The sequence below is a fragment of the Halococcus salsus genome (assembly GCF_009900715.1).
In the GTDB taxonomy this organism is placed as follows: domain Archaea; phylum Halobacteriota; class Halobacteria; order Halobacteriales; family Halococcaceae; genus Halococcus; species Halococcus salsus.
This window is the reverse complement of sequence record NZ_JAAAJC010000007.1, coordinates 78744-102348: the sequence shown is the minus strand read 5'-3', so window position 1 is coordinate 102348 and position 23605 is coordinate 78744. Positions and strand designations below refer to the sequence as shown.

23 protein-coding genes are annotated in these 23605 nt (G+C 57.1%); 13 read left to right on the top strand and 10 right to left on the bottom strand.

Annotated elements, in window-relative coordinates; translation table 11 throughout:
- The first annotated feature begins 35 nt into the window (after positions 1 to 35).
- The 5 genes from GT355_RS14830 (at position 36) to GT355_RS14810 (ending at position 10373) form a co-directional block, all read left to right on the top strand.
- A complete protein-coding gene (locus GT355_RS14830; protein ID WP_160135340.1) occupies positions 36 to 2129 on the top strand; it encodes a cold shock domain-containing protein in 2094 nt (697 codons plus the stop codon).
- Positions 2130 to 2301: 172 nt separating this feature from the next.
- On the top strand, positions 2302 to 3672 hold the full coding sequence (locus GT355_RS14825) for a GIY-YIG nuclease family protein (protein WP_160135339.1): 1371 nt from the start codon (positions 2302 to 2304) through the stop codon (positions 3670 to 3672).
- Between the two features lie 219 nt (positions 3673 to 3891).
- Positions 3892 to 4626 (top strand): SDR family NAD(P)-dependent oxidoreductase, encoded by a 735-nt coding sequence (locus tag GT355_RS14820; protein WP_160135338.1) that lies wholly within the window; start codon positions 3892 to 3894, stop codon positions 4624 to 4626.
- A gap of 198 nt (positions 4627 to 4824) precedes the next feature.
- Positions 4825 to 7479, top strand: coding sequence for a PD-(D/E)XK nuclease family protein (locus GT355_RS14815; protein ID WP_160135337.1), 2655 nt, complete (start codon positions 4825 to 4827; stop codon positions 7477 to 7479).
- Positions 7476 to 10373 carry a UvrD-helicase domain-containing protein gene (locus GT355_RS14810; RefSeq protein WP_160135336.1) on the top strand — a complete coding sequence of 966 codons (2898 nt, stop codon included), beginning with the start codon at positions 7476 to 7478 and terminating at the stop codon, positions 10371 to 10373. Before GT355_RS14815 ends, GT355_RS14810 begins: the two co-directional genes overlap by 4 nt.
- Before the next feature lie 98 nt (positions 10374 to 10471).
- Here the strand turns inward: GT355_RS14810 and GT355_RS14805 are convergent, their stop codons facing one another.
- The 3 genes from GT355_RS14805 to GT355_RS14795 all read right to left on the bottom strand — a co-directional run bounded on the left by GT355_RS14805 (position 10472) and on the right by GT355_RS14795 (position 11835).
- Positions 10472 to 10930 (bottom strand): hypothetical protein, encoded by a 459-nt coding sequence (locus GT355_RS14805; RefSeq protein ID WP_160135335.1) that lies wholly within the window; start codon positions 10928 to 10930, stop codon positions 10472 to 10474.
- Positions 10899 to 11258: a DUF8112 family protein gene (locus tag GT355_RS14800; protein WP_160135334.1), complete on the bottom strand. Its 360-nt coding sequence runs from the start codon at positions 11256 to 11258 to the stop codon at positions 10899 to 10901. The genes GT355_RS14805 and GT355_RS14800 overlap by 32 nt, the downstream gene beginning before the upstream one ends.
- Before the next feature lie 139 nt (positions 11259 to 11397).
- Complete coding sequence (locus GT355_RS14795; protein ID WP_205250449.1) at positions 11398 to 11835, bottom strand: SWIM zinc finger family protein; 438 nt, start codon at positions 11833 to 11835, stop codon at positions 11398 to 11400.
- A 177-nt stretch (positions 11836 to 12012) separates the two neighbouring features.
- Here GT355_RS14795 and GT355_RS14790 point away from each other — a divergent pair, with 177 nt between their 5' ends.
- The gene (locus GT355_RS14790) at positions 12013 to 12237 is read left to right on the top strand and encodes a winged helix-turn-helix domain-containing protein (RefSeq protein WP_160135332.1); all 225 of its coding nucleotides are present in this window, start codon (positions 12013 to 12015) and stop codon (positions 12235 to 12237) included.
- Between the two features lie 243 nt (positions 12238 to 12480).
- Here the strand turns inward: GT355_RS14790 and GT355_RS18580 are convergent, their stop codons facing one another.
- The gene (locus GT355_RS18580) at positions 12481 to 13221 is read right to left on the bottom strand and encodes an HNH endonuclease (protein WP_160135331.1); all 741 of its coding nucleotides are present in this window, start codon (positions 13219 to 13221) and stop codon (positions 12481 to 12483) included.
- Between the two features lie 440 nt (positions 13222 to 13661).
- Positions 13662 to 15056: a cytochrome P450 gene (locus tag GT355_RS14780; protein ID WP_160135330.1), complete on the bottom strand. Its 1395-nt coding sequence runs from the start codon at positions 15054 to 15056 to the stop codon at positions 13662 to 13664.
- 96 nt (positions 15057 to 15152) lie between these two features.
- Between GT355_RS14780 and GT355_RS14775 the strand changes: the two genes are divergently transcribed.
- The 3 genes from GT355_RS14775 (at position 15153) to GT355_RS14770 (ending at position 17586) form a co-directional block, all read left to right on the top strand.
- Positions 15153 to 16274, top strand: coding sequence for a helix-turn-helix domain-containing protein (locus GT355_RS14775; RefSeq protein WP_160135329.1), 1122 nt, complete (start codon positions 15153 to 15155; stop codon positions 16272 to 16274).
- A 1022-nt stretch (positions 16275 to 17296) separates the two neighbouring features.
- Entirely contained in the window at positions 17297 to 17437 is a 141-nt protein-coding gene (locus GT355_RS18140; protein ID WP_205250448.1) for a hypothetical protein, read from the top strand.
- Entirely contained in the window at positions 17434 to 17586 is a 153-nt protein-coding gene (locus GT355_RS14770) for a hypothetical protein (protein ID WP_160135328.1), read from the top strand. Before GT355_RS18140 ends, GT355_RS14770 begins: the two co-directional genes overlap by 4 nt.
- Before the next feature lies 1 nt (position 17587).
- Here the strand turns inward: GT355_RS14770 and GT355_RS14765 are convergent, their stop codons facing one another.
- From GT355_RS14765 to GT355_RS14755, 3 genes are all read right to left on the bottom strand, one after another.
- Positions 17588 to 18838 carry a tyrosine-type recombinase/integrase gene (locus GT355_RS14765; RefSeq protein WP_160135327.1) on the bottom strand — a complete coding sequence of 417 codons (1251 nt, stop codon included), beginning with the start codon at positions 18836 to 18838 and terminating at the stop codon, positions 17588 to 17590.
- 156 nt (positions 18839 to 18994) lie between these two features.
- Positions 18995 to 19357, bottom strand: coding sequence for a DUF5518 domain-containing protein (locus tag GT355_RS14760; RefSeq protein WP_160135326.1), 363 nt, complete (start codon positions 19355 to 19357; stop codon positions 18995 to 18997).
- 113 nt (positions 19358 to 19470) lie between these two features.
- A complete protein-coding gene (locus tag GT355_RS14755; RefSeq protein WP_160135325.1) occupies positions 19471 to 20712 on the bottom strand; it encodes an Nramp family divalent metal transporter in 1242 nt (413 codons plus the stop codon).
- A 189-nt stretch (positions 20713 to 20901) separates the two neighbouring features.
- On the opposite strand from GT355_RS14755, the gene GT355_RS14750 reads away from it, so the two are divergent.
- The 3 genes from GT355_RS14750 (at position 20902) to GT355_RS14745 (ending at position 21572) form a co-directional block, all read left to right on the top strand.
- The gene (locus tag GT355_RS14750) at positions 20902 to 21069 is read left to right on the top strand and encodes a hypothetical protein (RefSeq protein ID WP_158589393.1); all 168 of its coding nucleotides are present in this window, start codon (positions 20902 to 20904) and stop codon (positions 21067 to 21069) included.
- 56 nt (positions 21070 to 21125) lie between these two features.
- Positions 21126 to 21272 (top strand): hypothetical protein, encoded by a 147-nt coding sequence (locus GT355_RS18100; RefSeq protein ID WP_192928029.1) that lies wholly within the window; start codon positions 21126 to 21128, stop codon positions 21270 to 21272.
- Positions 21273 to 21401: 129 nt separating this feature from the next.
- Positions 21402 to 21572: a hypothetical protein gene (locus GT355_RS14745; RefSeq protein WP_120073345.1), complete on the top strand. Its 171-nt coding sequence runs from the start codon at positions 21402 to 21404 to the stop codon at positions 21570 to 21572.
- Between the two features lie 22 nt (positions 21573 to 21594).
- On the opposite strand, the gene GT355_RS14740 is transcribed toward GT355_RS14745, so the two are convergent.
- A complete protein-coding gene (locus GT355_RS14740; RefSeq protein WP_160135324.1) occupies positions 21595 to 22401 on the bottom strand; it encodes an aldo/keto reductase in 807 nt (268 codons plus the stop codon).
- A gap of 126 nt (positions 22402 to 22527) precedes the next feature.
- Here GT355_RS14740 and GT355_RS14735 point away from each other — a divergent pair, with 126 nt between their 5' ends.
- Positions 22528 to 22728: a dodecin gene (locus tag GT355_RS14735; protein WP_120073373.1), complete on the top strand. Its 201-nt coding sequence runs from the start codon at positions 22528 to 22530 to the stop codon at positions 22726 to 22728.
- Positions 22729 to 22761: 33 nt separating this feature from the next.
- Here the strand turns inward: GT355_RS14735 and GT355_RS14730 are convergent, their stop codons facing one another.
- On the bottom strand, positions 22762 to 23226 hold the full coding sequence (locus GT355_RS14730) for an FxLYD domain-containing protein (protein ID WP_160135323.1): 465 nt from the start codon (positions 23224 to 23226) through the stop codon (positions 22762 to 22764).
- Positions 23227 to 23605 lie beyond the last annotated feature (379 nt).

The following is a 23605-nucleotide window of genomic DNA, read 5'->3' as shown; positions in this document are numbered from 1 at the left end:
GTTTTATCATTAGGTAAATCCATGGGTTGTGTGGTATGCCAAGGCTACACAGGTATGCTCCCAACAACGAAAAGAATGGATTCTATATCTATGCCAATCATAACGGCCAGAGCGTCACATATCAGGTCACAGCTATTGCGTATCGGATTCTCAAGAAACTCGGATATAGGGATGGTGACACCATCTCTGGTGAGATCCTCTACGCTCTCCATCGGTTCAAACTAATCTACACACACCGGTCAGGAGTTAAGCCGCCTAAATCGCTCAAAGAGATTCCAACGATATCCGAAGAAGCGATATCTCCAAGCTCTCGAAAAGAGTTTTTTGAGCTGCTTCTACGAGAAGGGGACCTAAGTGAGAGCCAACGTGGCCAACTGGTCGACTACCTTCGTGAACGACACCCCACAGAAACGGCGGAGAAAAATCCAACTCAGACGACATCGGGGACTACGAAATGGCGACCCGACAAACCCCGCTCGGGAACCATCTACTATGGCACTGTAGATTTCTTTAACGACACCGGTGGATACGGGTTCATCTCATGTTCGGAACTCGCAGAAGACGTTTTCTACCACATGGAGGATCTCGGTGGCCCTGACGTTCAAGAAGGCACTAAGGTAGCATTTGTTCACACTACCGCCGAGAAAGGGCCCCGTGCAACCCATGTACAACCAGGTGTCAACAGTGAAGGAAGTACCACGCTGAAAGACCGAAGACACCAGATCCGTAGTGATACGTTTGATTCTCGCCCCTCACTTTTTGAGTTCCAAAAGGCAAAGACATACGATGAGCCCGTCGCCATCACATTCCTTGGAACAGCCGGAGAACGTCCAACAGACGACAGAATAACGAGTTCGATACTTCTGAAACGAGGAAACGAGCAGTTCCTGTTTGATGTCGGAGAGGGAACCCAGCAGCGTTTGACGTCACATTGCTCTAACATAGACATCGATGCAATATTCCTCACGTCGGTAGCCATCGATCATACTGGCGGATTAGGCCCTCTCCTCAGGAGATACACTGCTGAGAAGCGGACAAGGAAGCTGCATGTCTACACCCCTGTAGGGACCGGTGAGAGAATTGAGAGCCTTATCGACGCATTCGGTGAGTTCGATTACCCAATAGTTGTTCTCGAAGTAAGCGAGGGAGAAGTACTCTCTACAGGAGAGTACAGCATTGAGGCAATTGAGACGTCCTCAAACGATCCCTCCATAGGGTATGTACTGAAAGAGATGCCCCATCAAGGGGCGTTCGACGAGATCCATGCAAAGGCGCTCGGGGTACTCGACAAAACTCTCTACAGAAAACTGAGTAAAGGCGAGAAGGTCTCATTGGAGGGTGGCCGTGAGGTCGACCCTCGGCAAGTCTTTGGGGACCCGATAGCAGGTCGACATATCGTATATACTGGCGACACACGGCCAGCAGACACAGTTGTTGAGGGTTCTCAAAACGCGGATTTACTAATCCATGAATCCGCTGGGCCAAAGCGGGTGGCTGAACAGACCCATACGATAGGTCACTCGACAGCAGTCGATGCTGGTCGAATTGCCGCACGAGCAAAGGCCAAAAAGCTAGTTTTGACCAACTTTGCGCCGGAGACTGAGACCCCATCGAAGGAATTCAGTCAAGCAGCGAAGACAGCCTTTGACAACGAGGTTGAAATCGCTGCGGATAGATTCAAGATAGAGCTTCCACCACCTGCGTCATCCACCCGATCGGTCGAGTGGCCTGTGGAAGTAAGCGATGAAAAGGTGAGCTTTCGACAACTCGAAGAGGGTGCCTACATCCAGGTAAAAATTGATCGGGTCAAAGAATCAGGGCTCGGACTGTCGAAAAGGGGTCGAGTGCATATCGATGACGCCGAAGGCCACGACTCAGAGAACGTGATTGTGAGAATTACGGACAAGAGATCAGGATATGCAAAAGCGACCATTGAAGCACCGCCAGCAGATGAAACAGTCCGCTCGCTTCAGATCCCTACTCCGAAGCATCGGTCCTCTAAGTCGTCGTCAAAAAAGAAAACGTCACATCGTAAATCCAAACAGCGGAAGAGTCGTCCTGCTATTGGTCGGAACCCATTCCGTAAGAGAAGTGGGAGCAACCGATCGTTAGTTCGGAAGAAGCTCTAATTTGGTCGAGGTAGATTATTTTCCCAGAGGAAGGATGATAGGGCCAGATTAGCAGAACAGTTTTTCCGAGAAGAAGTTTGAGCGAGCTCCTGGACAGTTGACTCTATCGCTCACTTCCCTTTCTCATGAAGGACACAATGGATAAGTCCTGAGGGTAACCAAGATACATCAGATGCGGGGGTCAAAGGCAGATTTGTGGACCACGTGGCTGGAAGATACTCTCCTCCAAGATGTCCAGAACCCCGAGCATCCGGACCCAGTCCCATTCTTAACGAGAGTCGACGGACAGCTCGACACCACTGATGCACTCGATAGCTATCGATACGGGAAGAACGACGGCGATTACCTGTATCTCATCTACCTAGCGAATGAACCACTCGACACTGCATCCGACATCACCCCCGTCTACGTCGGTGAATCCCGAAACATTGGCTCTCGAATTTACCGACACTACAAGAAAATCGACGATGCACTCCCGGTCGATGATTGGGAAGACGACGGCTCGTGGGGCAGCTTCTCGAAGTACGACCACATCGCCGCAGTCCGGGATGCTGCCGACTCACGACTCTACGTGTGGATTCTCGACGTCGATACGATAGAGAGCTCGCCTTATGGTGTCGAGACGTATCGCCAGGAGCTCGAAGCGAAACTGGTCGGACTCATCTTCGCCCATCCGGAGTATCGGCAGACGATGACCAATCGTGAGTTCGCGCCGAATCAAGCGCTCTACGAGATCGGCAACGCCGGTCACGAGTGGCTCACGACTGAGTTCACGCGACCAGGGACTGCGAACGCACCCCCGCAAGAGACAGCACCCACGACGGGATACTCGAAAGCCGAACTCTGGGACCACTGGCTCGAGAAATACGTCTACCCAGATCTCGCGGACGAATCGACAGCTGACCCGATCCCTTTGTTCGCCACCGATGAGCAACTACAAGTCGAACTGACCGACAACGGGTGTCTCAAACGCTCGGCATCTATCGACGAACGAATTCGCGAAGAGGGCCAAAAGTGCGTCCACGCCGGGGGACTGAGAGAGGATGGATGCGAGGGATTGATCTACCTCATGTATCAGCTCGAAGACTCCGAAGAGGGTAATCGACCGGGTATCGTCCCGCGATACATCGGGAAAGCGGAAGCGTACGGGAAGAAGAACGAACTGAGCGCGAACTTCACGGAAATCGCCGCCGATCGGTCGAGTACTCGGAGCTTCGCTCGCTGGGGCGATGGAGACTACTGGCACGTCGGCGAACTCTCCATGGCACTCTTCGAAAACGATTCGCGGAAAGTGGCGTGGGCAAGCGAACTATTCGAATCAGGGACTCACCGGCTCAAGGAACAGACGTACCTCTGGGTGCGAGCTTGGAAACAAGGCGTGGACATTGGACCATATGGTTACGAGGCGTATCTCGCCGAGGTCGAGCCACAGCTCATCGGCGTTGCTCAGGCTAGCTTCCCGGATCGGCTGCTGAACAAAAGCAACGTTCCTGATGACGCTCCAATCAATTCGGGTGAATACTCGTTTGAGGGTGTTCAGTAATTACAACACATGTTTACCGTCATCGGATTCACTTTTCCTCGCCTACTGAGTGAAGGGCACATCAATCCTTGGCACTCTGTGCGGGGCCAACGACCCCTGGTGCTGTAGATGTACAGGGGTGAGTTGATACTACATGCCGCTCGCGAACACCGCTTTGCAGCCAAATCAACCAAGAGTACTTGTGCATAGGTACCATGATTCAATGTGGACAATTTGACCATGTCTGGACAACAGGGACGTCTCCAAGACAAGGTAGCATTGATCACCGGCGGTGCAAACGGAATCGGTCGTGCGACTACGGAGCGCTTTCTGGAAGAAGGTGCCAGGGTGGTGGTCGGGGATATCGAAGAGCCAGAGCCGTATGATGCTGGGGATGCTGATTTCGTCGAGCTCAATGTCGCCGATGAAGATGACTGGGAGAACGTCGCAGACCACATCCAATCGGAGTACGGCCAACTAGACGTTCTGTTCAACAATGCGGGCATCATTGCATACGATACGATAACAGAAATCGACTTAGAGACCTGGGAAAACGAGATCAGCGTCGATCAGACGGGAGTAATGTTGGGGATGAAACACAGTATCCCCGTCATGAGAGAAACAGGTGGAGGGTCGATTATCAATAGCTCCTCAATCTGGGGGAATGTCGGGGCCGAAGGAACGGCAGCGTACCAAGCAGCGAAGGGCGCAGTCCGCAACATGTCGAAAAACGCCGCAATTACCTACGCGGATGACGATATTCGTGTCAACTCGCTTCATCCGGGTGCTATCGATACACCCCTTATGGAACGGCAAGACGATGAGCTCAACGAAGCGGTCATCGCTGCGACACCCATGGGACGGCAGGCGGATCCACGAGAAATCGCCAATGGCGTTCTATTTGTCGCAAGCGACGAGGCCAGCTTCATGACCGGATCCGAACTGGTTATCGACGGTGGGTATCTCGCCCAGTGAGGAGACAAGCGCGATATGGGTATCTTGAGAATTTGTTTCAACCGCTAAAGCCCTGGTTCTCTATTCGTTTCGAGTGTTCTGACTGTAGCTGATAGTAATCAGAGTTAACTGCCGATATCTGTAGGCCAGTCAGTGAGATACCGAAAGTGATCTCATCCACCGGTAGCTTTAGATTCAGACCGCCTGATCGTTACGGCAATGCCACTCCAGCGTGCCCGCTCTATAGACGAACTCTACGCAATAACAGAGGATTACGACCTTGTTCTCACAACAGACGGCCCGCTGAGTCTCGCCCTGAATCGCCGCCTCAACCAACCTCGATTAGGCCGGTTCGCTACCACACCCCGAATGCTTGCGTCGGACGAGCTCGTTCCACACGACCGACACAGCCTCTTCGCGGACCTCGTCACCACCACCAACCTCAGCTGGAAACAGACAACGTATCTCATCGATAATATCCTCGAGTGCTGGGCAGAAACCGGCGATATTGAAGCAATTCTCAATCACGACCGATACAACAGCGAAGCAACTCAGCAGGCGATCGCCGCCATCGAACGGGCCGAAAGCTCCTATCTCGAGCTCGCCAACTATACCATCGACAACGATCTCGACGTCGCAGTCATCGGTGAAGCACAGTTCACGACACTCGATTGCTCCATTCTACCCGACGATTACGATACCATCAGTCCATTCACAACAGATTCGTTTGACCTGCCGGCGTTCTCCGTGTTCGACTCGGCGACCGCCATCGTCGAGACAGTCGTCGATACCACCACTGCCGAAACCGCCGAGGACGTCGCCGTAGTCATGGACCGCGGGAGCGAGTATCCAACGCTCGTCGAGTCGGCACTCGAATCTGCCGACATTCCGTACTACGGTGGCCCAGGGTTCACTGACCAACCGCGCGTCCGAACGTTTCTCAGACTGCTTCGAAAAGCGTTTTCGAGCGAGAGCTTACGCGTTAGCGATGTTCGGCCGATCCTCACTACGATGGGTATCGACCAGGCGATCGAGGACGACCAAAAACGACTCCAGACGCTCGACGAACCACGACTCGTCCCGTTCCAGGCGTTCTATGGAACCGTCGACGACCACACTCTCGAAGAATCCCTCACGACCTACGAACGCTGGGCCGACACCTCGCTCACTGACCTCCGTACCGAACTCGATCGCCTGGATCTCCTGGACGAGCTAGTGACTGAAGAACTTCTTGACGACTTAGAGTACTATTTCCAGTCGATCGATATCCCGACCGATGAGAGCCAGGAGGGGGTGCTTCTCGCATCCGTCAACTCTGCGGCCTACGTCGACCGTCCGGTTGTCTTCTATCTCGGGCTAGGTACTGGGTGGACGAACCCAATCCCGGACAAACCCTGGATCGACGCCGACCAGAAAGACCAGCAGTATCTCGAGCAGTTCCAGATTCTGCTGCAGAACGGCGTCGACCAGTACTACCTCGTCCAGGATACTGAGGCAGGGAGAGCGATCACACCCTGCCTCTATTTCAACGATCTTCTCGACGAGGAGTTCGACCGATTCACAGACCTCCCGCATCGAGAGTACACTCACGCCACACCAGCGACCGCTACCTCCGGGTTCGAGAAAGAGTCAATCGAGACTTCCCCAGATACTGTCGAGACCATCAGCCAATCATCACTGAGTACGCTGGTCAACTGTCCCCGAGACTACTACTTCGACCGCCTCGTTGATGGCCCGGATCGCGACTACATCGAGAAGGGCAACCTCTTCCACGACTTCGCGGAGTTCTACGTCGATCACCCAGAGACGGTTGATGCGGAGGGCCTCGATAGCATCGTCGAGATCATGCTCGATGACATGGAGCCCTACGTGGATGACCATGATCTTGCGACTCTCGAAACCGAACTCTGGATCGGCACCGAGACTATCATCCGATATCTCGACGAACATCCCCCGGAAGAGTCAGTCTACGAGGCTTATACGAGTCCAGGTTGGGGAAATCGCTTTGCCGATCAGTTCAACCAACCGATAGACTCACCGATCACCGAACAGTGGTTCGAGAACATCGACGTTGGTGGCAAGGGCGTTATCGACCTGATTCGCACTCCCAGTCGGCTTCTCGATTACAAAAGTGGGAAACACACCTCTGCAAAGAAAGTCGTCGAAAACGCACGGATCGACGAGATTAGCGACACCCCGAACTTCCAGGCGTTGCTCTATATCGCTCAGCACCGCGATGAACGCCCGGACGAACAGCTACGATTCCGTCTTTTCCATTTCCTCGAAACTCTCGATGAGGCGGTCACGGGCGAGGACCCACCCAATCTCGAACCGGGACTCACGAGCGTCACCTACCATCCGACCTCGTTCGAGGCGTACATTCAGCGCGAGACGACCTTCGAGACACTTCGCGAGGAGGGATACAACGATTGTCAGAAGACATTCGGAAAGATCGACTACGAGACGTATCACTCGTTTCTCGACGCGCACGAGATCCCGACGACGTACGAGAAAGACGAGCTGCTCGAATCAGCATTCGCTGATGAGCTCATGTCGCGAATGAAAAGCGCCGTCGGCGATTACAAATACGTCGAGAAGGGCTGTTCGCAAGCGCTCCGCGAGTTCCACTCCCTCCGCATGGAGAACTATTTCGCCCCGGAGGTCGACGCCTTCGAGGCATTCGTGGATGACCGTATCGATAGCCTGAACGACTGGCGAACGTCTCGTTTCCCAGTCGCGACCGACCTTGCTGGCGAGCCGAACTTTGATCGGGTTGACCACCGCGACCTCATCCTCACGGAGGAACACGCTCAGTCCCCAACCCCCGATGACCCTCAGACATCCACTTCCGAGACCACGGGGGTCGACCGATGACCGACGTTACACCCAACGATCAACAGCAGAAGTTGATCGACGCAACCGAAGGCACCTACCTCGTTGATGCGGGCGCTGGCACGGGGAAGACGTTCACTGTCACCCGACGCTACGCAAATGTTCTCGATCAGAATAGCGTCGAACCCGACGACCTCCTCCTGTTGACCTTTACGAACAACGCTGCCGACGAGATGAAAGATCGAATTGTTAGCCATTGTGAGTACAGCATGGCTGCGCTCCGAGATGCACCTATCAGTACTTTCCACAGTCTCGCACACGATATCCTGCTCCAGTACGGCTTCGAGGCGCCACAGATTCTCGGCATCGACGACCGCATCACCTCGACGACTCAGCTCCTCGACAACGAGGTCATCGAAAACGAGCGCTTCCAAGAATTCACGAATCGCTTCATTCGTGAACACCCGGAGTACGAGGATTACTTCCGGGTTCTCTCGGACGATTCCTCGCTCCTCGGTCTGATCAAACAGCTCGCCGCAAAGGGCGTCTTTCCGACTCGCGAGGGATGGTTCCGTCATGGCGAGCGCTATCTCGACGGTGACTTCGAAGAGTTCAAAGAGTGCTTCATAGATGCTAATGCCCCGAACGAAGGTAAATCTGGGCCAACACAGTCTGACCTCCGGAGTAGTCTTGGAGGCTACGGCGACAACAAATGCTATCTCCCGGATGCACCCTCGGAAACGGAGCTTCGCGGTGAGGGTGGAACGAAGCAGATCGATACCGATTGGGCCGACCGTGTCTTTGAGGAGGAGCGCTCGGAGCTGAAGGGGTTCGTCCACGACCTCTATTTCGAGTATATCGAGTTCGCTCTCAGTCGGAATTACCTCAACTTCAGCTTCCTCCTGCTATTCGCGTTCGCATTGCTCTGTGAGGATCATGGAGTTCGCGAGGAGTTTGCCTTCGAGTATACGATGATCGACGAGTTCCAGGACACCAGCGAGATCCAGTTCAAACTCGCCCTCCTGCTCGCCGGGACCGACAACATCTGTGTGGTGGGCGACTGGAAGCAGAGCATCTACAGCTTCCAGTATGCCTCCGTCGACAACATCCGTCACTTCGAGGAGCGTCTTCAGCAGTACAGAGACGAACTCAACGATGACTCGGTACGCATTGAGTACCCTATCGATGACGTAACCGAGATCGAGCTCGTCGAGAACTATCGGTCGACCCAAGAGATACTGGATTTCTCGGAGTGTAGTCTGACACTGCCGGCAACACAGAGCGAGGAACTCGATACCGAAGCTATCCAAGAGAGGATCGTCTCGCTCGAAGCGAATTCGGAGGCTTCCCACTCCCGAATCGAAGCGATAACCGGCGACGACGAACACGAGGCGCTTCTTGACCGAATACAGACGATCGTCGGCAACACCGAGTATAGGATCGCGGACGGCGAAGCCGAGGGTGGCTTTCGTCCACCCGAGTACGACGATATCGCCGTTCTTACCCGGACCCGACGGTTCGGCCGAGAGTTCCAGAAACGCGCCAGTCAGTATGGGTTCCCGATGGCCTACGAGGGTGGCGTTGAACTGTTCGAAACTGACCAGGCCCTACTCCTGTTAGCGTGGCTTCGGATCCTCGAAAACGATGCTGACCGTGGTTGGGCAGTCGTGCTCGAGCGAGCAGGCTACACGATCGAGGAGGCGGACCAGATCCTTGAACGGAGCGTCTATCCCTCGAACATGAAGCGCTTCCGCGATGAATTAGCGAGTATCGAAACCATCGGTGGGATTGCTCATCGAGTCTTCGAGAGATATGGCTATGATGACGCCTACGCAGACACCCTGATGACCACGCTCGAAGAGGTGTTTTCGAGCACCCATCTGAATCGCGGGGAAGTGATCCAGTTCATCGAACGAAGTCTCGAAGCAGAGAGCACTCACGAGGTCGATGACTGCCCGAGTGCGGATGCGGTCACCGTGCAGACGATCCACGCAGCGAAGGGTCTCGAGCACCCGATCGTCATCCTTGCGAACCTCAACCAGTACAACTTCCCATCGATGGGCGGTGGTGGCGACGCTATTCGATACAACGACATCGTAGGACTCCGGCAGACGAAGGAGTACTCAACTGCTCATGGACTGCCGCACGTCTATCATAGCTGGCGACATGATGTCCGGTCTTCGTGTCTACCCCGCGAATACGACGAGGAACGTCGCTTGCTCTACGTCGCGATGACGCGAGCGAAAGACCACCTGCTCTTTTCGGCGGAGACGGCACCAAGCCCGTTCTTCGAGAACCTTCCGCTCAAACCAGCTCGAATCGAGCCGGATGTGCAATCGGCGGAAGCCGACAACACCGTACAGAGCCACCTCCAGATTACGGTTCCAAAACAGACTGGACCAATCAGCCAATCCCCACACTCCCTCATCGACGATAGCGTCTTCGAGGGCGTCACCAATGGAGAAGGAACAGCATTCGGACAGCGAGTCCACGAGTTCGCAGAACAATATATACTGGGCGAAGTGGATGCGCCGGCCACAGGCGACACTGAAGAGGACGAACAGAACGTGCAGCGGCTCATCGACTCACTCAATGGAGAGCTTCACGCCGAGAAATCAGCCTACCTTCCACTCACTATCGGTGGCGAGCAGGTGACGATTTCCGGAGTAATCGATTTGCTGTGTGTGACACCAGATGAGGTGACAATCATCGATTATAAAACTGATCGTGGTCAGCACGCTCACTCCGAATACCGCAAACAGATCAGCGTCTACTATCATGTCGTTAGACAAAGCTTCCCTGACCGGGATATCTCAGCCAGTGTTCTTTACACTGAAACCGGTTCTCAGGAACCAGTGGAATCACTCACAGAAGCGGAACTCAAAGACCTCGTACAAGCGGAGATAGCCAACTCACAAGAAGTAACTCTCGGATAGGATTCTCTATTTTCTAATCGGCTTCTCTCCAGCTGAGGAGATTTGAAAACGGGAAACGAGTCATGCACCCAAATGTTAGGTGGTGCGCTCTGTCGACGCTATTCTCGAAGCACTCCGGTGTACCGGGTTCGGGTGTCGAACTGTTGGACGGTCGAATACTCGTTCACCACGGGATAATGCTCGATGACCATCTTCCCGGTGCGACCGCAGCCAACGCACTCATACTGCTCACAGAAGTCGTCGGGATGACCGGGTTCGAAGTCAACGGGCTGGCCGAGTAATTCGACCAGTTCCTCGTCGGGACAGTCGTAGGCGTGGCACGCGAGGCTTCCTTCAGTGCTGCCAGGATAGCGCTTGCACTCCACCGCCTCAGGATCGACGTCGTCCCAACTGTCGTAGCCCCACGGAGACATCCGGCGTTCACGCTCGGCATCGGGCAGCTCGTGAACGTACTCTGCGTCTGTATGCTCGGCAGACTGCTCGCCGTCGTCCGTAGTCGCCGATGGAGAGTGAGTATGAGCCATCTCACCGAACCTCCTTAGCAACGCCCGAACCATCCGTAGCCAGCGACGAGGCCACGATCTCGGGGTCGACGATCACTAGCCAGTGACGCTGTTCGGCAACGTCAGCGACCGTACCAAGCCGTGCATAGACGACGTACTCCTCAGATCCCTGCGTAGGGCTGCGAACCTCCCCGACGCGACAGGCACGACAGAACAGCGAACCAACGGTGAACGCACATTCGTCGCCCTGCCGATAGACGAGCGCCGCGACCTCACTGCCCTCCGTCAGCGCGGCCTCACACTTCGCACGAACGCATCGGAGTGAGTCCTCGTGGCCGACCGGTGTCCCCCGCGTTGCCTGCCGACAGGCGAAGGCGCTCATCGGCTCCCCTCCCTTTCCAAAGCGGCCGCGTGGACGCCGCCGACGTAGCACTCAGGCGCGCAGGAAATACACCAGCCGTCGGCTTTCGCTTCCTCAGTGTACTCCCACATGTCCTTTCCACAGCCGACACAGGACTTTCTCATCGGCGTTCACCGCCCGTATCCCGCACGAGGTGCGTCCAAACCGCCCAGTCACCGACCCTGACGCCGGAAACACAGTCCGGACAGGGATAGTTCCCGATTCCACAGGGACCGTCACAGTCGCGCGAGTCAAACGGACAGCCCTGTTCGTGGGCGAGCGCGGCAACCTGCGCGACGAAGCGACTCTGCGTTCCGTCGGTAAACAACTCATAGAGAGCACACGCGATAGCGTGCTTGCACCCGAGAGAGCGGTACTGCGCGTCGGGACAGGTGCAACTTGCCGATTCGAGGTCGATAGCGTACGTCTCGCCGTCGTGGTGGACCTCGTAGGTGAGCGGCGCGGTGCGCTCGACATCGAATTCCTGTGTGACCGCACGCTCGAAACGAGCGTTGGTCAGGTCGATACAACTTTCCGTAACTGCGTTCGTAGTGGACATTGGCTGTTGGCTCCATAAGACAGCCAGCCCGCGTGTTGGCGCACGCGGGCATTCTCTCGATGAGAACGCTCCGATGGACTGGTCTGTCTCTACCATATGCTACAGTGCATACGGTGTTAAAGGCTTCGGTATGCCACAATGCAAAGGGTGAAGTCCTTCGCGTCGGTGCATCCGAGTATGGACGAACGTGACGAGCAGGGTCAATTCACGAAAAAGTATTCTACAGAGGAGATTCTCGCTGCCGTTCACGAGTATGAGCCCGCGTCAACGACCGAGATCGCGAATGCAGTTGGATTCGCGCGGCAGAATGCAGACTATCGCCTTCGTCAACTCCAGGAGGAAGGGAAAGTGCGCAGCAAGAAAGTAGGACCGTCTCTCGTCTGGATGGCAACTGACGAATGACTCCGAAGCTGTGGACGGTGGGGAAGAAGTTCGGTGGGTATGCCACCAAGTTCACATTCCTCCCGGAACAGGGCCTACGCCATTTCTCTATCGTCATTTGAAGAATTGGCAAGTTTCTGTTGAGAGTGGCGTGCGAGATACAGAAGATGTGTTGAGCAGACAGCTCAACTCTTTCTCGAGATCGATCAAGTGATTGAGCCAATGGAGATTGACGTCTGAGCGGTTCCTTAACCAATGACGTGGTTAGGAGACTTGAGATATAGTCTTGTTATGGTAGCTAATCCTCGTTGGATTCACACTATGCTGAGCGTAAAGCTTCGTACCTGAAACGGAAGCTTCGTACAAATGGTTGAGCTTGAGGGTATTGGGATCAACCTCAATAGTACCGTAGTCGAAATCCGAATGGTGATTTGGACAGAGAACTAGCAGATTGCCTCGCTCATCCGGACCCTCATGTGGTGACCCAAGTGGCCGGATATGGTGAACTTCTGAATATCCTGTAGTAGCTCCTTTCTGCCGGCGAGCTCCGCAGACTTGACACTCGTTTCCATAGAGTTCCTTAAGCTCCCGAACTAACGTCTCATCCCGGTACCGACGGTCAAGGATTGACTGATAACGACCTTGCCGAGTGCCTCTGTTACTGCTGGAACCACTCCCACTACTCAAACCACTCCCTACTCCAGCAGTTATGGGCGAAGCTCCATTCAGTGCCCAGACCGTCTCTTCAAGTGCTTCAACCGCTTCTTCATTTAGGCCATCTTGCCCTAGAAGCCAGTTAACATAGCCGTAAGCGTCCTCCGGTTCTAAGCTCTTTGCGTCCGCTTGTATCGTCCGCTGGTCGAATGGAATCTCCGAATTGTGTTCGAAGTGTTCTGTGAGGATCTGGGGGAGCTCTCGTTGAATAGCTCTGCAGTAGAGGACGCGCTTGTACGGTCCATCGTTCCAGGGAACGGATTTTTGTGAGTTAACTTGAGCGGAATCCATGAACCTCCAGATACCGTAGGCGCCAGATGGTCGATTTCCACCACGTGACGCTAAACGGGCGATTGCTATGTCTCCTTTCCTAAAACCCGGATTACCCTTTACTCTCCTTCCGTACCAAGGCTTCCCAACGTTTTCGTCACCGTGAATGCTCGGATCTTTTGGACCTTGGATACATTTCGTCCAATGGTTCTGTCGAACGTTGAGAAGCCAAACACGAGTATATCGGACCATGCGTAAGCGGGTGCCGGGGATTGTAAAAAGAGTTATTCAGTACCAAGACGCTTGCTGTCGCTGCCCTGCATACGCGCCCTGTATCTCGTATGTTGATTTCGGAAGATCAATAACTTGTAATGTATAAATTCTAAAATCAGTGCGAGCCCCTATAACAGTCCCCTATCGCCAGCTCTGGTGTACCTCGGGAGCAGCTTATCGACAAACAATTATCGCTGACTAAGGGTCATCGGCAATCCATTCTGTGTTTTCGTCGTCATTTCTGGCTCAATAGCCATGTCCGTCTCATCGCCGGTCCATTCGAGATCGAATCGCTGACCGATGGTTGCGAGCGCGAGCGTTGCCTCAAGCCGAGCGAACTCTCGTCCGATACATGTCCGTCGTCCACCTCCGAACGGAATGAAGGCGTAGTCGTCTAACTCCTCCTCGAATCCGTTCGTCCAGCGCTCGGGCCGGAATTCTAGAGGAGCGTCGTAGTATCGTTGATCACGATGGACCGAAATCACCGAGAGATGCACCTGCTCGTCGGCTGGAAGCCGATAATCGCCGACATCGACTTCTCTCGTTGTCTGCCGAGGGATCGTATGGATAGGCGGGTAAAGACGAAGCGTCTCGGTGACGATCCGATTAGTGAGATCGAGACGACTCACGTCGTCCAGCGTCGGTGGGCTCCCATCGAGCACTGTATCGAGTTCCTCGTGGAAGGCGTCGCAGACGTTGGGTTCAGTCGCCAGTGAATACAGAGCGAACGCGATAGCGGCGGCGGTCGTCTCATACCCGGCGAAAATCATCGTCAGCATCTGATCCTCGATTTCTTCACGACTCAGATGGTTCTCGCCTGTTGCCTCGCCTGCTTCAGACAGTTTCGAGAGCAGTGTTTCGCTCTCTGAATCCCCTGACTGGCTTTCGGATGGAGGGTCTCCTATCTGATCGGCGAGCGTTACCGTGCCTGATTTGCCGGCATATTCGTACTCTGCGAGCAACTGACGGATTTCGACTCGCAACCGTGATTCCGAGTTGCTGAACTCTCGGCGGGATGGCGTCGGCACCCAGTGAGGAAGCAGCCAGGAGGTTGGAACAAACCATTTATTGAGACCGTCTGATGCATCACGCAGGTCCTCCCCATCACCGGGTGCCAAGTCGCGACCGAACAGTGTTGCGAACAGAATCTCAATCGTGAGATCCTGCATTTCAGATTCGATATCTCGACTCTCACCATCTTCCCATATTGAGAGTCGGCGCTGAGTCGCTGCAACCATGTCATCTGCATAGCCGCTCACCCGCTCAGGATGAAACAACGGTTGCAGAATACCACGCTGACGACTCCACTGCTCGCCTTCCGTTGAAAGTACCCCGTTTCCAAAGACTCGATTGAAATCATCTGTCTTACCGAACGCATCGACATCCGTAACGAGCGCCTGTTCTAAGTACTCCGATCCCGCGAGGACGTACACATCTGTACCCGGCAATTCCATGCAGTAGACATCGCCACACTCGCTCGTGGCGCGATCAAGAAATCCGAAGGGGTCATTACCGAAATCAACCGCATGACCAACGATAGGGTAACCTTCGGGTGAAGGCGGGAGCTGCGTATTGCTATTCACTGGTTACACCTCGCCGCCGGAGCGTTGAAAGCACTTCACATCAGACCCAGACGAAAACCGCCAGATAAATCCATAAATCACGTTTCGCCATGGAACGTGTCTACACAAACGCATCCTCTATCTGGCCAAGAGCTCGACGTTCAACAGGTCATAAACGATATTGTTGACACGAAGCGATTGGATATTTTGCGTGCGGTGAACGATCTTTCGCTTCCGACTCGTCGAAACGAGATTGCCGATCGTGCAGGGACATCGCGTAAGACAGCTAAAAAGCACCTTTCAGAGTTTCAAGACCGCGGAATCATCAAAACCTACCGAGAGAATATTGAGCCAACTGCTGGCGGAAAGGTACTCCTGGAAGCAGTCGACAAGTGTCTCCAAGCCATTCCAATTCCAAGAGATGAATTTGCGGAACTGACCAGAACTAAAATCGCGCTCACGATTCTCTCGAATCTACACAGAGAGTATCAGAATGCGGAGGAAATTCAGCGGAAAGCGTCTATATCATCTACCAAACAGACGGTCAAGCATCACCTCAAGTGGTTCGACGAATCCGACTACAATCTAGCGGACGAAAGAGGCCACACGTATCGAATCACTGATGCTGGGGAAGAGGCACTGATCGCCTACAAGGAATTATTGGTTGCTGCTGAACAGATCATAGAGAAAGCAGAATGGTTACAACGTCTTCCTTTGGAGAATGCAACTGTTCCAGTTGAGAAACTCGCTGATGCAACCGTTGTCGCATCGGATACAGCTAGCCCATCGGACGTACTCGGGGCCGCTCTCAGACTCTGCGACCTTCGAGTGAGCCGGTTTCGGTGTATCTGTTCAATCTACAATCCCGTTTTATTCTTTGCGTACAAAACGATGCTCGATTTTGGTGTCGAGGCTGAGGGCATTCTTGATTGGCAAAGCTATATCAAGGCAGATCAGAATACATTCGACTTTGCTACGCACGCCAAATACGAACACTACCAGCCACTCTATCTCGAAGATTCTCACACGCTTGGCGTCGGTCTATATGATGACCGGAGAGTTGCGGTTGGCGCATACAATGAACAGGGTGAGGGAAAACACATCGCCATGATCGTGAGCGAAAACCCGGAAATCATTGAATGGGCTGAAGGTATATATGACTCATATCGAGAGATGGCCAACTGTCCGGAGGAAAACCCACCAGAGACTTCTGGTAGCTTCGATGGACGACACTGGTAATACACTTTTATTTTAGCATCACACGAGTGACGTTTGTTCGAATAAATTCAAGAGCAGCTTCTTTCACGTCACATAGAGTTTCGGAGTCCGAAGGGGCGATACGATAAGTGTAGTCCCTGCTTTGCGACAAGCAGAGCCAAAACAAATGAAACAGGCCTGGCTGGGAATGGATGAGGGTGTACTTGCCTCCATGCAGACACGATCACCCCTTGGAGGTATCCACATCGGCGACGAATTCTCCGGGTTCGGCGTCGGAGTCATGCAGATACCGCTCGCCAAGTTCTGTAACGCCGTAGTAAGTCCTCGCCTCGTTGGGGAGAGGGCGATCAACCAATCCATGCTCAGAAAGTGGCCCGCGTACTCTCCGTGAGACATGGTTTGCTCCCGGAGTTGCCTCCTCCCCATATCGTGCTCGGATACCAAGCATGATAGCTTTCGGTGGGAGAGGAAATCCGACTTGATCGAGCACTTGGAGGATTTGCTCGTCAACTCGGCTCATCCACGGTACCCATGGCGGCATTAGTGCAGGAATCCAGCACCCCTCCGCTTAACATCGCTGGACTTAACCAGTAGACACATTTTTTGAGCTACTGATGAATAACATCTATGCGTGCTTTTAATAGTGACGACCTCAAATGAAGCTACTGTCAGAGGCAATCGAATGCAGAAAACCGCACTCTATCAACGCAAGCGATGTCAGCAAGCGTCGTTTGGCGAGTACGCAGACGCTCAGCTCACGGGCGTATTGTGTCAGTGCGGGTTAAATCGATTTCACGCTCTGAATGGTACCAGCCATTCAGAATCCGCCGAACCCGCACAGGACACCTCTGGCACTACCAGATCCCGATCACGAATCCACAGCGGATTCAAGACCGGACTCCTAAGACAATGCACCAGAGCAATCACACTTTCACGTCGAACACATGTAAAGCTACCGCGAAGACGCTCTCTCGACGAATTGACGTCGACCGCGATCAGTGGATTACCGCCCAAGAGATCATCACTGTAGGGAGTAAGAGCGGATGAGTCCCCTCACGATCGCTACCGTCAATACGCTGATCGTGCTCATGTGTGAGGTTTGCGTGCTCACCGAATTCATCACTGGCTACCTGGCGCGCGCGCGAGACGAGTGGGAGCACGAGAGCGGGGGTGAGTGCCGGTGAGCCGGGCCGTCGAGCAGCCGATGGCGGCCGATGTCTACGAAGAACATGGCGGGACTGTCGAGCATCTCGCCGAGCGTGACGATGAGATCGGCGCGATCTTCCGAGCACTCAAAACCGCTGCTGGGGAGCGAGAGGATAGTGATGAGTGAGCTAACCGAGGTTCTGGAGTTCCTCGATGAGAGCGCTCGCGAACGCCGGGTCGTTTTCGGCCGTTTCGGCAGCGCCCGCAGCGGCCGCCCGCGCGTCGACGTCGTCGGCTTCGACCATGAATTCTCGCAGCGCCGAGGACGTCCTGTCAGTCGCTTCGGTTGCACTGGAAGACAAGGGGGTTGCACAGCCCGGACAGAACGCCTCACTCCCGCGCAGCGGCGTTCGGCATTGTGGGCACTCTTCGAGCGACGGACCCGACTGTTCGCTGTCGATACCGTCGATGCCGTAGTGATCGAAGACGACGTCGTTCATCTCCTCGTCGGTGACACGCGAGTAGACCTCGAACATTCGAGAGTCCTTCTCCCACCCAGTACGATGTTTGATGGCCTGTTCGCCCATGTTATCCCGAATCCACTGAGAGATCGAGGTCGCACGGAACAACCGCGCTTGGATGCGATCAACATCCAGACCAGCGCGTTCGGCCGTCTCGGAGATGATTCGGCCGGCATACTGCTGGGCAAGCGCGGCGTCATCCTCGTCGTCCCAGCGGCGCAGCTTGTGGATCAGGGCGGCGTCGGGATCGTCGGGTCGCGGATGAATATCGATCCAGTTCGCGACGTACCCGCGCGACCACGTGATGGGTTTGGGCCCGTCGTCGCCTTTGACGTTCGCCTGCTCGTTGATGGTGATCGTCGCGCGCCGTCCGTCGAAGTCGACGTGGCGCATCTGAAGGGAGAGTACCGCCCCGATTCGGAGGCCCGTATCGCTGAGTATCGCGATGAGGGCTTTGTCGCGTGGGTTTGCAGCGGCATCGAGGAGCGCTCCGAGTTCGTCGGCGTCGATTTCCTCGTCGGGGTCGTGGCGACGTTTCGGTGGTGGACCGACCGAGACGTCGCTCGCCCAGTCGAGTTCGCGCCAGTCGAGGAACTTGCGAAGCGCCTTCGCGTAGTTGCGGATCGTCCCCTCGGAGAGGCCGTGCTCGTCTTCGAGGTGGAGTTTGAAGGCGTTGACATCGTCGACGCTTTCGAGATCGACGAGCGGCTCGGGAGCGCGTTCAGCGGAGAGTCGGAGGCGATTGAGGTGGCCGACGACCGTCCCCAGCGATTCGATCGAGGAGTCGTTGGTTCGGCAGTGAACGATGAAGCGTTCGATGGCATCGCGGTCACGGTCGTCGATGTCGGCGCTATCGAGCTGGTCCATCTGCCCGTCGTACTTGTCGCGGTAGCCCTGGACGTCGGTGGCGTCGACCATGAAAACGCGAATGGCCGTTTGGATTATCAATTTATGCGACGTAGTCCTGGTGGGACTACTCGACTTCTCGTACCATCGAAACGTAACAGCGGTGCTCAACGGAACGGTGTACGGATAGTAGTGCTCGAAGAGGGATCCCTCAGTCGTCTATGGACCTCAGTTGACGGACCCGCCGATCGCGCCACCGACCGCGCTCGGGATCGCGGTGAGGAACGCTATCACGACGCCGACGGCCACGACACCACCGCCGAACAGCGCCCAGAGTCCCGACGAACCGAAGGCGAGGCCGAGCAGGGAGATGGCAATACCCGCGAGGACCGCGACGATGACCCCGCCGAGCGCGCCGGAGAGCAGCGAGTGCCACGCGCCCTCCCTGGCACCGTTGTTGGTGAGATACGCCGAGATGAGACCCGCGAGAAACCCGGCGATGATCGTCCCGAGCCCGGGGAGCGCGAACGCGACGACCCCGAACACGACCTGGAAACCGAACCCGATACCGACGGAGCGCCAATCGGTCATGAACACTCGATACACACGGCCGGGCACTGAAACCGGCACGGCTTGCGACACCCGCACCCGTGGCGGTCGAGGGGGTTCGCGCACGGGATCCGACATCGAGAGAGCCCCCGGTTCTACAGGAGGAGACTGCTGAGTTCGTTCACCAGCAACGCGATGAACAGCAGGGCGCTGACGACCAGCAGCGAGTTGAACACCGGGCCGTTCCTGTCGGCCGGGTTGACCCGGTCCGAGTTGAGGAGGACGAGCAGCGAGATGGCGAGGAACGGCATGAAGACCGCCCCGAGCGCACCGTAGACGATGATGATGAAGACCGGCTGGCCGAGGAAGTAGAGCAGCATCGGCGGGAACGTCAGCCAGAGCACGTAGAACTTGTAGGCGGTCGTCTCCCGGAGTTGGGTCTCCTCGGTCGGGCCGCCGGTGAACCGACCGACGAAGTCGGCGAAGAGGTACGAGACGCCGTGCCAGGTCCCGAGCACGGAGGTGAAGGAGGCCGCCCAGAAGCCGATCAGGAAGGCGTACCGGAGGGCGGGGTGGAGCTGGTTGCCGAGGTTGGCGGCCAGCGTCAGCAGGCCGTCCTCGCCGGAGACCGAGGCCCCGGTGCCGTAGAGCAGCGCCGCGCTCATGACGATCAGCGCGATCACGAAGATCCCGGTGATGATGTAGGCCGAGGCGGCGTCGCGGCGCATGACGGGGATGTAGCGCGAGCCCTCCCACTCCTTCTCGCTGAGCCAGTAGCCGTAGGAGGCCATGGTGATCGTACCGCCGGTGCCGCCGATGAGCCCCAGCGCGTAGATCGTCGAACCCTCGGGGAGGGCGGGGAGCCCGGTCGCGATGATGTCACCGAGCTGCGGGAGGACGAAGACCGCAGCGCCGACGACGGTGACCACCATCAGCGAGATGAAGGCGGTGATGATGTCTTCAAAGACCTCGTAGCGGTTGGCGAGCACGAGCACCGCGCCCGCGATGGGATGGACGACGACGTAGACCCAGAAGGGGATACCGGGGAAGAGGGCGTTCGCGGCCAGCGCACACGACGAACTCGCGGCGGCCCCGTAGACGAACCCCCAGAGGAGCGAGTAGCCACCGAAGAAGCCGCTCGCCCACCGCCCCAGCGAGTGGATCCCTTCGATTATCGTCCGGTCGGTCGCGAGGTGGTAGCGCCCGACCCCCTCGTTGAGCGCGAACTTGAGGACGATCCCGACGAGGACGGCCCAGACGAAGTTCAGTCCGTACCGGCTCCCGGCGACGAGGCCGGCGGCGAGGTCCCCGGCACCCACGCCGGTGGCGGCCACGAGCAGTCCGGGGCCGAGCAGTGACCACTCCGGGTCGTCGCTCGTGTCGTCGCGTGCGGTCATTCGGGGGGATATTCGGGCGGGATGTATAAGCTATCCTGTGGCTATCCGGAAAATATCGCGGTCGTCGGATCGTTACGATTGACCCGCGAGCCGAGCGCCATCCGTCGGTTCTCGTCCCGATGGGAAGGCCACGGTCCGTAGCGGTACGGATCACTTATGTTTATTTTACATGACGACGCACGCCGGGATATGGACTGTCCGCTGTGTGGGGCCACGCTTCCGGCGGCCCGTCCCGGATATCGCGTCGCGCTCAGGGTGGTCGACGGGACGCGTTCGGCGGCATCCGACGACGGGACGACCGACCCCGTCCGCGTCTGTGAGGACTGCTGGAACGGGATCGAGGCGGAGCTCTCGTGAGGGCGAGCGGGCTTTGAATACTGAGCCTTTATTAGGGGGCTCTCCCCAGGCGAGGCATGGATTGTCCGCTCTGTGGTACGGCCCTCTCTGAAGAACAACCGCACTATTATATCACGCTCAGCGACGGCGAGAGTTCGGCGGACGAACGGGACGTTCGGGTCTGCGAGGAGTGCTGGGAACGGTATCGAACGGCGCTGTTCTGACGAGCGACCGAGCGCGGTCGAGTCGGGGGAATCGATGCGCGGTGGTTTCGCTCAGTGGAACCCGGTCGGTGGGGTCGTCGCGGCCTTGCAAGCAGAAGGCTATAGCGGGTGTGAGATGTACACACACTGATGCGACCGCTCGATGGCTCCGGGACGGACGACCGCCGGTCCGTTCGGGAATGGATCACGTGCCCCTACTGTGAGAACCGCGACGTGGACATCGAGATATGGAACGCGGAGCAGGTGGTCTTCGACTGCGAACAGTGCAACAGCACGGCCACGTTCTCCGTCGGGGAGTGAACGGTTCGCCGACTCGACGAATTCAGTTCCAGGGCGCGTGGTCGGGGTCGACGACCCGGTAGTCGCCCTCGACCGAGTCGATCAGGTCGATGTCCTCGTCGTCGAGTTCGATGTCGCGCGCCGCGAGGTTGTCGCGGAGGTGGTCCTCGCTACTCGCCTTCGGGATCACGGCGACGTTCTCCTTCGCGAGCAGCCACGCGATGGTGGTCTGGGCCGGCGTCGCGTCGTGTTTCTCGGCGACCTCCTCGATCTCGGGGAGGTCGAACACCTCGCCACGGGCGAGCGGCGAGTACGCCACCAGCCAGTGGTCGTGTTCTTGGGCGTAGGCCACGAGCTCCTCCTGCTGACAGAGGGGGTGCATCTCGACTTGGTGAGCGGCGAGCGGCGCGTCGAGGACCTCGCGGGCCTCGTCGAGGAGCTCCGGGGTGAAGTTCGAGAGCCCGATGTTGTGGGCCTTGCCGGCCTCGTAGGCCTCGTCGAAGGCGGGGAGCACGTCCTCATGGTCGTAGATCCCGGAGGGCCAGTGGACGTAGAGCAGGTCGACGGCGTCGACCCCGAGCCGGTCGAGACAGCCGTCGATGGCCTCGGGGACCTCCTCGGGTTCGGGTGGCACGTCGACGTGGACCGTCTTGGTCGCGAGGAACACGTCGTCGCGGTCGACCGACGACGACCGGATGCCCTCGCCGACGCTTTCCTCGTTGCCGTAGACCTGTGCGGTGTCGACGGCGCGATAGCCCGTATCGAGCGCCGTGGAGACGGTGTCGGCCCAGTCGTCGCCCTCGTCGCTCGAATAGGTCCCGAGTCCGAGCCGGGGAAGATCGATCGGCATGGTCCCGTTCGGCGGTCGAACGGTTTGACTCTGGTGTTCGTGGCAGTCCACTAAAAGGGGTGAGTGGCGGCCGTCGTCACCGAGAACCGACCGTTCATTCGGTCCCTGCTCGCACGGGGGAGTGCAATGGTGTACAAGAAGGTCACGCTGATCGGAACGAGCCCCGAGAGCTTCGAGGATGCCGTCGACAACGCGGCTCGGGAGGCCACGGATAGCCTCGAGAACGTCTACTGGATCGAGGTCGAAGGATTGAGCGTCGAGGTCGCCTCGGCGGACGGCCACGAATACCAGGCCGAGGTCGAGGTCTCGTTCGAAGTCGAAGGGTAAGGCGACGCGAGCGACACGCGGTTCGAGCGCTCCTCAGGCGACCTCGATCCCGGCGACCCGCGCGGTGGCGATGTTCTTCGGGTCGTTGTTCGGGTAGTTGACGACGAACCGCCACACCTCGCCGGGTGCGAGCGTGTCGCTGCCGACCCAGCCACCGGCGAGCAGCTCGCCGGCGTCGTCGAGAAACTGGATATCGAGCCGGACCTGTTCGATGGCCGACCCCGAGACGTTTCGGAGCCGGCCGACGACCGCCGGCACCCCCGTGTACTGGCTCGCGAGCGACGCGCCGAACAGCGCGACCCGGCCGTCGGCGTAGAGCGACGCCCGCCGACCGTTGTCGAGCGTCGTCGACCCGCTCGGTTCGGGGACGGGGATCGACCCGTAGGCGGGCCCGTTCTCCGGTCCGTCGCTCAGGAGCGCGTCCGCGCCGAGCATCCCCCCCGTACCGAGCAGCACCGCTCCGCCGGCACCGGTCGCGACGAACGTACGGCGGTCCATAGCCGGCGTGGGTCGGCCAGCGTGGAAAGCCGTTCGAATCAGTTGTGAGGCGATTCGGCTGCGGAGCGGTGGCGGTTCGGTCGCAGTGGCGCGCGGGAGCACGCGGAGCGTGCGACTCGTGCGAGGTCTGCACGAGCGGAGTGAGTGCAGGCTTGGCAGAGCTTTGCTCTGCCAGTGGATGAGCACCGGAGTGAGCGGCGCGAGGTTCGACTGAAAGGAGAACCTCGGTCGCGAACGGCGAACGAAGTGAGCCGTGAGCCGAGCGAACGAGGAGCGCAGTCGGCTGGGGAGGGTGTGGCTGACGCGGGGCGGTGGCGGTGAGGAGGAAGTGGTCGTCCCGCGAGTGAGCCGGAGGCGAACGAGCGGCCTTTTTAGTCCG